Raw genomic sequence first — 13,026 nt, 5'->3', positions numbered from 1 at the left:
AAGGGCGTATCCGGTATTAGCTCAAGTTTCCCTGAGTTATTCCGAACCGAAGGGCACGTTCCCACGTGTTACTCACCCGTCTGCCGCTGACACCACGAGGATGCCCGCTCGACTTGCATGTGTTAAGCCTGCCGCCAGCGTTCGCTCTGAGCCAGGATCAAACTCTCAAGTTGAAGAGCTGATCAAAGCTGATCACAACATAAAACGGAAGCACACAACCGATCGGCGTTTCCGCCTGATCGTGTGAGCACCGAAACGTCGGATCAGCATCATCCTACTCACGATCCAGGCCGAAACCCGGATCCGCAGGGACGACGCCGTCCACGCTTCTCTTTCTCAGATGTACTTGTCAAAGAGCGGTCCGGTCGGAACCGGGGTATCATCGGCGACAACGGGACGAGCGCCTGACCAAGGTCAGGCTCGCCGGCCCGGACTGTCTCGAAGATGGCTCAGCGCCCGGGCCGCTGTCGCGGCCGGCGTCGATGGGGTGGGATATACGGCCGGCTCCCCGACCCGTCAACCCCGATGCGAAACTTTTGCGACAGGCACCCTTCCCTTCCCCGGCACGGGAGCGTCGCAGAGCCAGCACCGCAGGACATCGAAGGTCCGGATCGCCGCGGCGACGATCGTATCTGCGTCGCCGTTCCGTGCCTCGTCGTCGAGCCGCAGGCGGAACGCCTTCCACATCGTGCCGGTGTCGCGGCCGTGACCGGCATAGTAGCGGCAGCCGTTCTCCGCCGTCAGCCCGAGCTGCCGGCCGATATGCTTGGCGATCACCTGCCCCCCGAGCGTCGAGCCTTCGAGCACGTAGAGGGCACCGAAGGCTCCGGCGCGATCGAGGGGCGCCACGGGCGGAGCGAGCGGCAGCGCGTCGATCGCCGCGGCGTCGTAGCCGAGGGCGTGCAGGTCGGCGTCGAGATGGGCGAGCCGCCGCCGGGGTGTCAGGAACGCCTCGTCGTCCAGGGCGTCCGCCAGGGCGGGCTCGATCACGGCGTGGAAGCCGCGGAAGCGGCCGAGCAGCGCCCCGTAGCCGTCGCGCGTGGCGACGCGGCTCTCCCAGGCGAGATCGCGCTCGATGGCGTCGTGTGCGGCCCGGGTCTCCGCCCGCAGGCGCTCGAGGATGTCCCCGTGGCGATCGCTCACGCGGTGACCGTGAAGCAGGCGCCGGGCCGGTTCTCGACCTCGAGCTGCGCGTTGATCTGGTCCAGCATCGCCCGGATCAGCTTCATGCCGAGGCCGGTACCGCGGGCCGGGGCGTCGGGCCAGCCGGTCGGCAGGCCCTTGCCGTGGTCGCAGACCGACAGGCTCACCCGCCCCTCGGCCTTGCTGGTGACGCGCACGGCGACGCGCCCGCCCGCCTCGGCATAGGCGTACTTGAAGGCGTTGGTGATCAGCTCGGTCGCGATCAGGGAGAGCGCCACCGCCTTGCGGTAGGGCACCATCAGGCCCGGCTCGGCGTCGAGGTCGACGGCATGCCCCTCCCCCGCCATGCCGGCGAGGTCAACGCAGAGATTCTCGATCGTCTGGCCGAGATCGACCTCCTCGACGCTCTCGGCCTGGTAGAGGCTGTCATGCACCCGGGCGACGCTCATCACCCGGGCCGCCGTCTCGGCGAAGGCCGCCCGCGAGGCCGGGTCTGAGACCTGGCGGCGCTGCATCTGCAGGAAGGCCGAGACGATCTGCAGCGAGTTCTTGACCCGGTGGTCGATCTCGCGGGTGAGCAGGTCCTTCTGGGCGAGCAGGCGCTCCTTGTCGGCGAGGAGCCCGGTGAGCTCCGCGATCTTGCGCTGCTGGCGCAGGACGACGCCCTCGACCGCCTGGGCCAGGGCCTCGGCAATCCCGACCTGCCAGGGGGCGAACGGCTCGGAGACGCCGCGGCGCTCCTCGACCCAGCGCTCGAACGAGCGCCGCGGCAGCACTGCGACCGGCCCGGCGCCGGCGAGGACGGGCTTGCGCGGATCGCCGCCCCAGGTGACCGTGCTCGGCACTTCCGGCCGGAACCACAGCAGCAGGTGACGGCGCTCGGAATCGACGAAGACCGCGAGGAGGCCGCTGGCGCAGGCGGCGTAGGGCGCGCTCGGCGGGTGCACGGCGGCGAATTCGGCCGTGGCGTAGCTCGCGCGCTCCGGCGGCAGCGTCGCGCGCAGCCAGGTGGCGATCGCCAGGACGGCGTCCGCCGGCGGGGTCTGGCCGAGGCTCCGCACGGTGTCGTTCGAGACGGTGGCGGCGCCGTGGGCGTCGAACAGGTCGAGCAGGGTGTGGCGGTTCTCGGTCAGCGCGCTCACGAAATCGTCGGAGCGGGCAAGCTCGCGCACCAGCTCGCTCTCGAGGGCGAGGTGGGCCTGCTGCTCCTGCCACAGCCGCCGGCTCTCGAGTTCGTAGACCCGCATCGCGAAGGCGTCCGCCAGCACGGTGGCGGCGGCGCGGGTCTCCGGCGCGACGTAGTGCGGCCGGCGGTGATGGCCGATCATCAGGCCCCAGAGCCGGCCTTCGACCAGGATCGAGATCGACATCGACCCGTTCACGCCGAGGTTGCGCTGGTACTCGAGATGGATCGGCGACAGGCTGCGGGCCTGCGCGAAGGTGAGGTCGACCGGCGCGTTGGCGGTGGCCGGCGTCGCCACCAGGGGTACCGGAACGTAGTCGCGGTCGATGACGAACCGGCTCTTCGAGCGGGTGTAGAGGGCGCGCGCCTGGGCCGGGATGTCGGAGGCGGGAAAGTGCAGGCCGAGCAGGCTGCGGGTCCAGGCCGGATCCTTGTCCTCGGCGATCGCGGCGCCGTTCCAGTCCGCGTCGAAGCGGTAGACCAGGATGCAGTCGAACCCGGTCAGTGCGCGGGTCTCGCGGGCCGCCACCGCGGCGGCGTCCTCCAGCGTCCCGGCACCGCGCAGGCGGCCGATGGCGAGCTCGGTGTCGAGCTGGCTCGCCGAGCGGAAATCCTCAGGATGGGCCGGGGCCGGTTCGAGCTCGACGATGATGCGCTCGCCGTTGCGGTGGGCCACCACCTCGATCGGCAGGCCGGAGGCGGAGGGCAGCGCGATGCGCCGGCGCACGGTGCGGCCGGGATCGACGGCGTCGCCCTGCAGGGTCTCGCGGATCCGGTCGGCGAGATCGGTGCCGAGCAGGGCCGCGAGGTCGAGGCCGAGGGGATCCCGGTCGAGGGCGTCGCGCGCGTTGCCGCTGCAGGCCACCACCGACAGGGTGTCGACATCGGCCGCGATCAGGACGGCGTGGGGCTGGATCGCCCCGGGGATGTGGATCGGCTCCCGCTCGCACAGGCTCGGATCGACGGGTTCGGCCCGCGCCCGCTGGCTCACAGCCGCCTGGACCGCCTCGCGCCGGTGCCCGGGTTCCAGGGCCTCGACCGGTTCGGTGATGATCCAGTAGCGGTCGGAGGCCGCGGCCCGGCGCAGGGTGATCCGGACCTGCATCGGCCGCGGATCGAAGCCGTAGACGAACGAGAAGGTATCGTCGAGCCGGCCCCGGCGCACGCCCTCGCGGAAGCGGCCGTAGAAATGCGGCAGGTGGGTGCAGGGCGCGACGTCGGTGAAGAAGTTGCGGCCGATCACCCGCTCCGGCGCGCGGCCCGAGAACGCGCTCTCGGCCCGGTTGTAGAGGTGGATGACGCCGCTGCCGTCGATCTGGATCACGCCCTGGCGCAAGGCGTCGAGGTCGCGCGGCGCGAGCGCGTCGAGGTCGATCGTCGGGGCCGTCTGCGGGTCGGGCAAGGTCACGGTTGTTCCACGGGGTCGATGGCCCGAGACGGCGGCGCGACCGGCAACGGGACCCACACCTTAACGACTTCCGACTCTGAACGAAACCGCAACGGACTTAGGCCGACGGGCCTGCTCGCGCACTCTCATCGCGTGCCGCCCGTGCGCTCGGCCACCGCCTTGACGGCGCTCGAGAGGCCCTCCTCCAGGGTCGGGTGATAGAACGGACGGTCGAGGAAGGTCGCGGCGCTCCACCCCTCCTGCACGGCGACCGCCATCAGGTGGGCGAGGTGCTCGATCCCGGGCCCGATCATCGCCGCCCCGGTCAGCCGGCCGTCCGGCTCGGCATAGACCCGGATCAGGCCGGCGGCCCGGTCCATCGCCCGGGCGCGGCCCTGATCGGCGAAGGAGGTTTCTCCGATGACCCAGTCCCGGGCCGCCTCGGCGTCGAAGCCCCGGCCGATCGCGGCGATCTGCGGGTCGGTGAAGACGAGGCTGAAGGCCGGCCAGGGCGGCGGCGCCTCGACCTGGGGAAAGCGCGCGGCGTTGCCGCCGGCGACCCAGCCCTGGCGCTGGGCCTCGTGCAGCACCGGATGCTCCTGGTTGGCATCGCCGGCGATGAAGATCGGCGCGGTGCCGCACTGGAGGGTGCGCGGGTTGAAATCCGGCAGGCCGTCCTCGTCGAGGGCGAGCCCGGCGGCGGCGAGATCGAGCTCCGAGAGGTTCGGCGGCCGGCCGGCGGCGGCGAGCACGCGAGCGAAGGTGCCGCCCCCCTGCCCGCCCGACTCGAAGTGCCAGGTCAGCCGTACCTCGTCGCCGACGCGCTCCGCCGCATCGACGGTGGCGCCGAGATGCAGGTCGATCCCGGGCCCGAGAAGCGCGGCGGCGCAGGCGGCGACCTCCGGGTCGCGGATACCGCCGACGACGGCGGCCGGATCAATCAGCGTCACCCGCACGCCGAGGCGGGCCATGGCCTGCGCCAGTTCGAGCCCGACGGCACCCGCTCCCAGCACGGCGAGGGATTCGGGCAGGGTCTCGATCTCGAACAGCGTGTCGGTGGTCAGGACGCGGTCGGCCACCGGCCGCAGGGGCGGCGGCAGGCTCGGGCTCGAGCCGGTGGCGATCACCACCGCGCCGGCCGAGATCCGCGTGTGGTCGTCGACGAGGAGCGTGGTCGTGTCGGCGAAGCGCGCGGTGCCGGAAACGCGCAGCTCCTCGGGCACGGCGTCTAGGCCCGCGAAGACCGAGGCCACGAAATCGTCGCGCAGGCGCCGGACACGCCGCATCACCGCCGCCCCGTCGACCCGGACCGCGCCGGCGGCCACGCCGAAGGGTTCCGTCTCCCGGGCGTCGTGGGCGGCGCGGCCCGCCTCGATCAGGAGCTTCGAGGGCATGCAGCCGACCCGGGCGCAGGTGGTGCCGCCCGGCCCGCGCTCGATCAGGACGGCACGGGCCCCGGCCTTCTCGGCCGCGGACCGCGCCGCGATCCCGGCGGTGCCGGCGCCGATGACCGCCACGTCGCAGGCCAGTTCACGCATCGCTGTGTCCTTCGGGCTGTCCGGCGCAGCACGAGCGGCGACGTTGCGGATCCGACGTTCCGGCAACTTCGATCGTGGGCGATTCGTTCCCGCGCGTCAGGCCTGCGAGGGCTCGCCCTCGGCCAGCAGACCGCCCACGAACCCCGCGAGGCCGACCTGGCGCTCGCGGCGCAGATGCTCGGCGGCGAGGATCGCCTCCAGCGTCTTGAACGAGCGGTCGAGGTCGTCGTTGACCAGCACGTAGTCGTATTCCGACCAGCGCTCGATCTCGGTGCGGGCGTTGAGCAGGCGGCGCTCGATCGTCTCGGCGGAATCCTCGGCCCGGCGCTCGAGGCGGCGGCGCAGCTCGGCCATGCTCGGCGGCAGGATGAAGATGGTGACGACGTCGTCGCGCAGCTTCCCCCGCACCTGACGGGTGCCCTGGTAGTCGATGTCGAAGATCATGTCGCGGCCGGCGGCCAGCGCCCGCTCCACCGGGCTGCGGGGCGTGCCGTAGTAGTTGCCGTGCACCTCCGCCCATTCGAGCAGGTCGTCGCGCTCGCGCAGGTGCTCGAAGGCGTCGCGGTCGATGAAGCGGTAATGCTGGCCGTCGATCTCCGACGCGCGGCGCGCCCGCGTCGTGACCGAGACGGAGAGCTCGAGGCCCCATTCGGGGCGCTGCGCCAGCGCCCGGGTCAGGGTTGTCTTGCCGGCCCCCGAGGGCGAGGACAGGATCAGCACCAGGCCCCGGCGCGCCACCGGTGCGTTCAGGAGTTCGGAGCCCACGGTCGCCACCATCGCGTTGCATCACCCTCTGGCCGGCCTTGCCCGGGAGGCCCGGGCGGCGCGGCGCGGACCGGCGCGGGCCGGTCGTCCGATTCGAGTGTCCCCAATGCCGCCCGTCCGCCCGGCGCGCAACCGGGGAAGCCGCGACGGGACGGGGACAATCGCCGCCGAGGCCCGCTACTCGACGTTCTGGACCTGCTCGCGGAACTGCTCGACCACCGCCTTGAGGTCGAGGCCGATGCGCGACAGCGAGACGTCGTTGGCCTTGGCGCAGAGCGTGTTGGCCTCGCGGCCGAGCTCCTGGGCCAGGAAGTCGAGCCGGCGCCCGACCGCGCCGCCGGCTGCGAGCAGGTCGCGCGCCGCGGCGATGTGGGCGCGCAAGCGGTCGATCTCCTCGCGCACGTCGGCGCGGGCGGCCAGCAGCACCGCCTCCTGGTGCAGCCGCGCCGGATCGAGGCTTGCCGCCTCCATCAGCGCCGCCACCTGCGCGGCGAGGCGGGCCTTGACCGCCTCCGGCCGGCGGGCCGGGCAGGCCTCCGCCGCCTCGACGAGGTCGGCCATCGCGGCGAGCTGGCCGCCGACGATGTCCTGGAGCGCCCGGCCCTCCGCGCGCCGGCCCTCCGCCAGGGCCGCGACCAGCCGTCCGGCCGCCGCGGCGAGGTCGCGCCGCAGGACCTCGTCGTCGGCGGCCTCCTCCTCGACCTCGACGACGCCGCGAATTCCCAGGAGCCCGTCGACGGAAGGCAGCGTGATGCCGAGCGGCATCGGCACGCGGGTGACGGATTCCGCGAGGGCGGCGAGGAGAGCCTCGTTGATGCGCACCCGCGGCGCGGCGTCCGCCCGCGACAGTGTCAGGGTGAGGTGGCAGGTGCCGCGACCGAGGCGCTTCTGCACCAGGGCGCGGGCCTCCTCGCCGACGGCGTCGAGGCCGGCCGGGACCCGGACCCTGACCTCGAGGCCGCGGCCGTTGACGCTCTTCAACTCCCAGGCCCAGTGGGCGGGCCCGGTGGTTCCGGCCTCGCGGGCGAAGCCGGTCATGCTGGCGATGGACATCGGATGGGCGCTCGGGGTTAGCGCGACGCGGGCGCGGTCTTGGGCTGGGAGAGGACCGGCACGGTCTTGGGCGAGTTCAGGTCGAACGTCTTGTTGCGCAGGGGATCGCGGGCGGTGCCCTCCGAGGCGTCGAAGGCGCGCGAGCGCGCCCCGGCCGCGTCGCTGCCGTCATAGGCCAGGGGCGCACCGGGCAGGCCGGTGCGCGGGGGCAGCGCGGTGGGATCGGCCTGCGGCGGCGGCTCGACCTTGTCGACGCCGACCGTCGAGCCCGGATCGGCCGCGGTCTTCGCCTTCTCGACCTGGCGCCAGCGTGCGACGTTGCGGTTGTGGGCGTCCAGGGTCTCGGAGAAGACGTGGCCGCCGGTGCCGTCGGCGACGAAGTAGAGATCCTTGGTGCGCGAGGGGTTCGCCACCGCCTCGAGCGCCGCGCGGCCCGGATTGGCGATCGGGCCCGGCGGCAGGCCCTCGATCGCGTAGGTGTTGTAGGGCGTCACCCGGTCGATCTCCGAGCGCAGGATGCCGCGCCCGAGGGTGCCGCGGCCGCCGACGAGGCCGTACACGATGGTGGGATCGGATTGCAGCCGCATCCGCTTCTGCAGGCGGTTGACGAACACCCCGGCGACCCGCGGCCGCTCGTCGGCGCGGCCGGTCTCCTTCTCGACGATCGAGGCGAGGGTGACCATCTCCTGCGGCGTGCGCACCGGCACGTCGGGCGAGCGGCGGGCCCAGATCTGGCTCAGGACCTCGCGCTGCTTCGTGCGCATCAGGTTGAGGATCTTCTGGCGGGAATCGCCGCGCTCGAACTTGTAGGTGTCGGGCAGGAGCGAACCTTCCGGCGGGGTCTCGTTGATGTCGCCGGTGAGTACGTCGTTGTCGTTGAGGCGGGCGACGATCTGCTCGCTCGTCAGGCCTTCCGGGAAGGTGATGGCGTGCTGGACCGGCCGGCCCTGGACCAGCACGTCGACCACGTCGTCGATGCTGGCATGGGCCTTGAAGTTGTACTCGCCGGCCTTGAGCGCAGCCTTGCGGCCGAAGCGGGCGGTCAGCTCGAACAGCATCGGGTGGGCGATCACGCCCTCGCGCTGGAGCAGCTCCGCCATCTCGCCCACGCTGGAGCGGGGTACCACCACGACCTTGTCGGCGGCGAGCGGGCCGGCCTCGTTGGTCTGGCGCTCCAGCACCACGAGGCCCAGGATCGCGCCGAGCCCCAGGATGACGAACAGGGTCAGGAAGCCGCTCACCGCCGAGAGCAGGCCGCCGCGCTCGCGCACCGGCTTCTCGGGCGGGGGCGGCGCGGCCGTCGGCTTGATGGCCTCGCTCGGGCTGCGCGGGGCGAGCCGGTTCGGCTGGCTGACCGGCTCCGGCGCGCTCGGCGCCGGGTCCTGCGTCTTCGATCTGCGAAACATGGCGGTCCTGTCGTGGCGCGTCCGGGAAGCCGGCCGTGGACGCGCGTGCCGGCCCGATGGGGCGGAGAGCGACCGAGACCCTAGCAAGTTTTATGGCGAAATGGAGCCGAGGCGTGCTGCCGGCCACAGACGAGAAAACCCCTCCGCGCGGGCGAGAGGGGTTTCGCAGCATTTCACCGGGTGGTGTGAGCCAGGCTGAAGGGCCGCTCCGCCCCGGCTTTTTCCGCCGCGTCAGTCCGGGGCCGCGGAAGCGGAGCCGGGAATCCAGACGAGCCGGCGTTCAGGATTGGGAAGGCCGCGTCCCGGCTGATCCTCCACCGTCCGCGGTTCCGGATCCCGGGTTCCGCTTTCGCGGCCCCGGGACGACGCGGAGGATGTCGGGCCCGGTCGTGGCGCGACGAGCCGGGGCTTTCAGACCCGCCGCAGGATCAGCGACGCATTGGTCCCGCCGAAGCCGAACGAGTTCGACAGGGCGATGTCGACGTTCCGCTTCTGTGCCTTGTGCGGCACGAGGTCGATCGCGGTCTCGACCGAGGGGTTGTCGAGGTTCAGCGTCGGCGGCACCACCCCGTCGCGGATGGCGAGCACGGAGAAGATCGCCTCGATCGCGCCGGCGGCGCCGAGCAGGTGCCCGGTGGCGGACTTCGTCGAGGACATCGCCACGTCGGTGGCGTTGCCGAGCAGGCGCTCGACCGCCTTCAGCTCGAGTTCGTCGCCGAGCGGGGTCGAGGTGCCGTGGGCATTGATGTAGTCGATCTCGGACGGGGCGATCCCGGCGCGCTTCACCGCCGCGCTCATGCAGCGATAGGCGCCGTCGCCGTCCGGCGAGGGCGAGGTGATGTGGTAGGCGTCGCCCGAGAGCCCGTAGCCGATCACCTCGGCGTAGATCTTGGCGCCGCGGGCCTTGGCGTGCTCGTACTCCTCGAGCACCACCACGCCGGCGCCCTCGCCCATCACGAACCCGTCGCGGTCGCGGTCGTAGGGGCGGGAGGCGCGCTGCGGCTCGTCGTTGAAGCCGGTCGAGAGCGCCCGGCAGGCGGCGAAGCCCGCGAGCGAGAGCCGGTTGATCGGCGATTCGGCGCCGCCGGCCAGCATCACGTCGGCGTCGCCGAGCGCGACCAGGCGCGCGGCGTCGCCGATGGCGTGGGCGCCGGTGGAGCAGGCCGTCACCACGGCGTGGTTCGGGCCCTTCAGGCCGTGGGCGATCGAGACCTGGCCGGAGGCCAGGTTGATGATCCGGCCCGGGATGAAGAACGGCGAGATCCGCCGCGGACCCTTCTCGAACAGCGTCACCGAGGCATCGTAGATGCCGCCGATGCCGCCGATGCCGGAGCCGATGAGGACGCCGGTGGCGCACTGATCCTCGTGCGAGGTCGGGTGCCAGTCGGCGTCGTCGAGCGCCTGGCCGGCCGCCGCCATCGCGTAGACGATGAAGGGGTCGACCTTGCGCTGCTCCTTGGCTTCCATCCACCGGTCGGGATTGAAGGTGCCGTCGCTGCCGTCGCCGAGGGGGATCGAGCAGGCGATCTTGCACGCCAGATCCGACACGTCGAAGGCCTCGACGCGGGCGGCACCGCTTTGCCCCTCGATGAGGCGGCTCCACGTGACGTCGACGCTGCTGCCCAGCGGCGACACCATCCCGAGGCCCGTGACGACGACTCGACGCATCGCGTTATCCCGACCCGATCCCATGACGGAAGCGTTCTACCTTTTCAGCGGAGGAACGCGGCGCTCAGCCGGCGTTCTTCTCGAGGAACTTGATCGCGTCGCCGACCGTCTGGATCGTCTCGGCGGCGTCGTCCGGGATCTCGACGTTGAACTCTTCCTCGAACGCCATCACCAGCTCGACGGTGTCGAGGCTGTCGGCGCCCAGATCGTCGATGAAGTTCGCGTTCGGGGTCACCTTCTCGGGCTCGACGCCCAGGTGATCGACGACGATCTTCTTCACCCGGTCCGCGATATCGCTCATCGTGTAGGTCCTTAAGTTACTGCTCGTGGAACTGTTCGGAGCCGCCGCGTGCGGGCGGAGCCCCGGGGGAAGTTCGTGATGCGGCCGGGAGCACCGGTCGCGCATGTCGTGGAAAAGCCGCGGACGGCCGATCCGTCAATCCCCTTGCACGGCCGGCGGGTGCTTAACACAGGGATTTAGCCCTGGCGAGGGCCGCTTCACGTCCGGTTAAGAAACCGTGCCCATCGCCGGGGGAATGTGTCCGGCACGCCCCGCGAGGTCCTCGATGACCCCGCGTGGTCCTCGATGACCCCGCGAGGTCATCGGGGATCCCGCGCGGAGCGGGAAGGTCCCGCGACGGGCCCTAGAACATCGCCATGCCGCCGTTGACGTGCAGGGTATGCCCGGTGACGTAGGCCGCCTCGTCGGAGGCGAGGTAGACCGCGGCCGCCGCGACCTCGCTGCCCTCGCCGAGGCGTCCCATCGGCACGGTCGCCAGGATGCCCTCGCGCTGCTTGTCGTTCAGCACGTCGGTCATCGGCGAGGTGATGAAGCCCGGCGCGATGCAGTTCACGGTGATCTTGCGGCTCGCCACCTCGGCGGCGAGCGCCTTGGTGAGGCCGACGAGGCCGGCCTTGGCGGCGGCGTAGTTGCCCTGCCCGGCATTGCCGGTCGCCCCGACCACCGAGCCGATATTGACGATGCGGCCGTAGCGGCGCTTCATCATGCCCTTCACCGCCGCCCGCGACAGCCGGAACGCCGCCGTCAGGTTCACGGCGATCACGCTGTCCCACTCCTCGTCCTTCATGCGCAGGAAGAGGTTGTCGCGGGTGATGCCGGCATTGTTGACCAGCACGTCGAGCCCGCCGAGCGCGGCTTCCGCCGCCGGCACCAGGGCCTCGACCGCCGCGGTGTCGGACAGGTTGGCCTCGAGGATGTGGACGCGCTCGCCGAGCTCGCCCGCGAGGGCCTCCAGGGCCTCGCGCCGCGTGCCGGAGACCGCCACGTGGGCGCCCTGGGCGTGGAGGGCCCGGGCGATGGCGCCGCCGAGGCCGCCGGTGGCGCCGGTGACGAGGGCCTTGCGGCCGCTGAGGTCGAACATGCTGGAGGTCTTTCTCAGAGCGTGAAGGCCGCGACCTCGGCCGGGGTGCCGACCGGCGTCGCCGAGCTCCCCGCCGCGATGCGCTTGACGAGGCCCGACAGCACCTTGCCGGTGCCGATCTCGAAGAAGGTGTCGACGCCGGCGGCCGCCATCGCGGCGACGCATTCGCGCCAGCGCACGGTGCCGGTGACCTGCTCGACGAGGGCGCTCCGGATCGCCGCCGGCTCGTCGATCGGCGCGGCGAGCACGTTCGCCATGACGGGGACCGCGGCGGGGCGAAGGTCGACGGCGGCGAGCGCCTCGCGCATCGCCTCGGCGGCGGGCGCCATCAGGCTGCAATGGAACGGCGCGGAGACGTTCAGCATCACGGCGCGCTTGGCGCCGCGGCCCTGCGCCAGGGCGACCGCCCGTTCGACCGCCGCGCGGTTCCCCGAGACCACCACCTGGCCTGCGCCGTTGTCGTTGGCGACGTCGCAGATGTCACCCTGGCGGGCCTCCGCCGCGACCTCGGCCGCCGCCTCGACGTCGAGGCCGAGCAGGGCCGCCATGGCGCCGGAGCCCACCGGCACCGCCTTCTGCATCGCCTCGCCGCGAAGGCGCAGCAGCCGCGCCGCATCGGCCAGCGACAGGCTGCCGGCGGCGGCGAGCGCGCTGTACTCGCCGAGCGAGTGGCCGGCCACGTAGGCGACGTCCCGGGCGAGGTCGAGGCCGCGCTCGGCCTCCAGCACCCGCAGCACCGCGAGGCTCGAGGCCATCAGGGCCGGCTGGGCGTTGGCGGTGAGCGTCAGCTCCTCGGCCGGGCCCTCGAACATCAGGCGGGACAGGTTCTGCCCCAGGGCCTCGTCGACCTCGGCGAAGACGGCGCGGGCGGCGGCGTGGTCCTGGGCCAGGGCGGAGCCCATGCCGACGGCCTGGCTGCCCTGGCCCGGAAAGATGAAGGCGCGCGACACGTGCGGGGTGCTTCCTGCCCTGAGAGCTTCGATGCGGCTGCGGGACGCAGCGATTGGGCGGCGCCAGTCGCAGAGCGGCAGGCGCTAGTCAAGCGTGGCTGGGCGGTAAAAATGCGTCGTCGCGTTCGGAGGGAATCGGGCGGGCCTGACATCACCGGTCCGGCGGGACTCCGCGTCAGCGGGGTCTTTCGGCACGAGGACACGGCGCGGGTTCTCCTCCTCTCCCCGCTGGCGGGGAGAGGGTCGTGTCCCCGTTCAGGGGAAACGACGAGCCCGCAGGGCGGGGGTGAAGGGGTATCCCCGGATGAGACTCCTCCGGCACCACCCCCGCACCCCCGCTCCGGCTGCGCCTGCGCTTGCTGCATCTCCTGACCGGAGACGCAGCCCTCTCCCCGCCCGCGGGGAGAGGAGTTCGCGCCCCACGCCTCGTAGGCGAGCCCGGCCGCCCTCTCCCCGCCCGCGGGGAGAGGAGAGACCCGCCCCATTCATTTTGCGCGACGGCCCCGCAAAGCCTCACGCCTCCCCGACCCCCAGGGCGATTCAGAGAATGC

General features: G+C 72.1%; 10 protein-coding genes and 1 rRNA gene. All 11 read right to left on the bottom strand.

What is annotated here, in order from left to right; all coding sequences use genetic code 11:
* A 16S ribosomal RNA gene (locus A5481_RS26765) occupies nucleotides 1-173 on the bottom strand; the annotation flags it as partial.
* Between the two features lie 343 nt (nucleotides 174-516).
* Entirely contained in the window at nucleotides 517-1,143 is a 627-nt protein-coding gene (locus A5481_RS26760; protein WP_048437038.1) for a biliverdin-producing heme oxygenase, read from the bottom strand.
* Complete coding sequence (locus tag A5481_RS26755; RefSeq protein WP_048437039.1) at nucleotides 1,140-3,728, bottom strand: histidine kinase dimerization/phosphoacceptor domain -containing protein; 2,589 nt, start codon at nucleotides 3,726-3,728, stop codon at nucleotides 1,140-1,142. Before A5481_RS26755 ends, A5481_RS26760 begins: the two co-directional genes overlap by 4 nt.
* A gap of 131 nt (nucleotides 3,729-3,859) precedes the next feature.
* A complete protein-coding gene (locus A5481_RS26750) occupies nucleotides 3,860-5,251 on the bottom strand; it encodes a dihydrolipoyl dehydrogenase (RefSeq protein WP_048437037.1) in 1,392 nt (463 codons plus the stop codon).
* 96 nt (nucleotides 5,252-5,347) lie between these two features.
* A complete protein-coding gene (gene gmk / locus A5481_RS26745; protein WP_048437036.1) occupies nucleotides 5,348-6,028 on the bottom strand; it encodes a guanylate kinase in 681 nt (226 codons plus the stop codon).
* Nucleotides 6,029-6,193: 165 nt separating this feature from the next.
* Entirely contained in the window at nucleotides 6,194-7,069 is an 876-nt protein-coding gene (locus A5481_RS26740; protein ID WP_048437035.1) for a YicC/YloC family endoribonuclease, read from the bottom strand.
* Nucleotides 7,070-7,086: 17 nt separating this feature from the next.
* Nucleotides 7,087-8,475, bottom strand: a complete 1,389-nt coding sequence (gene mltG, locus A5481_RS26735) for an endolytic transglycosylase MltG (RefSeq protein ID WP_048437034.1) — start codon at nucleotides 8,473-8,475, stop codon at nucleotides 7,087-7,089.
* Nucleotides 8,476-8,886: 411 nt separating this feature from the next.
* Nucleotides 8,887-10,143, bottom strand: a complete 1,257-nt coding sequence (fabF, locus tag A5481_RS26730) for a beta-ketoacyl-ACP synthase II (RefSeq protein WP_048437033.1) — start codon at nucleotides 10,141-10,143, stop codon at nucleotides 8,887-8,889.
* 64 nt (nucleotides 10,144-10,207) lie between these two features.
* The gene (locus A5481_RS26725; RefSeq protein ID WP_048430877.1) at nucleotides 10,208-10,444 is read right to left on the bottom strand and encodes an acyl carrier protein; all 237 of its coding nucleotides are present in this window, start codon (nucleotides 10,442-10,444) and stop codon (nucleotides 10,208-10,210) included.
* A 343-nt stretch (nucleotides 10,445-10,787) separates the two neighbouring features.
* Entirely contained in the window at nucleotides 10,788-11,525 is a 738-nt protein-coding gene (gene fabG / locus A5481_RS26720) for a 3-oxoacyl-[acyl-carrier-protein] reductase (protein ID WP_048437032.1), read from the bottom strand.
* A gap of 14 nt (nucleotides 11,526-11,539) precedes the next feature.
* Complete coding sequence (gene fabD, locus A5481_RS26715; protein ID WP_048437031.1) at nucleotides 11,540-12,475, bottom strand: ACP S-malonyltransferase; 936 nt, start codon at nucleotides 12,473-12,475, stop codon at nucleotides 11,540-11,542.
* Between the last annotated feature and the right edge of the window lie 551 nt (nucleotides 12,476-13,026).

The organism is Methylobacterium platani (assembly GCF_001653715.1).
GTDB lineage: Bacteria > Pseudomonadota > Alphaproteobacteria > Rhizobiales > Beijerinckiaceae > Methylobacterium > Methylobacterium platani.
This window is presented reverse-complemented; position numbering and strand designations above follow the sequence as displayed.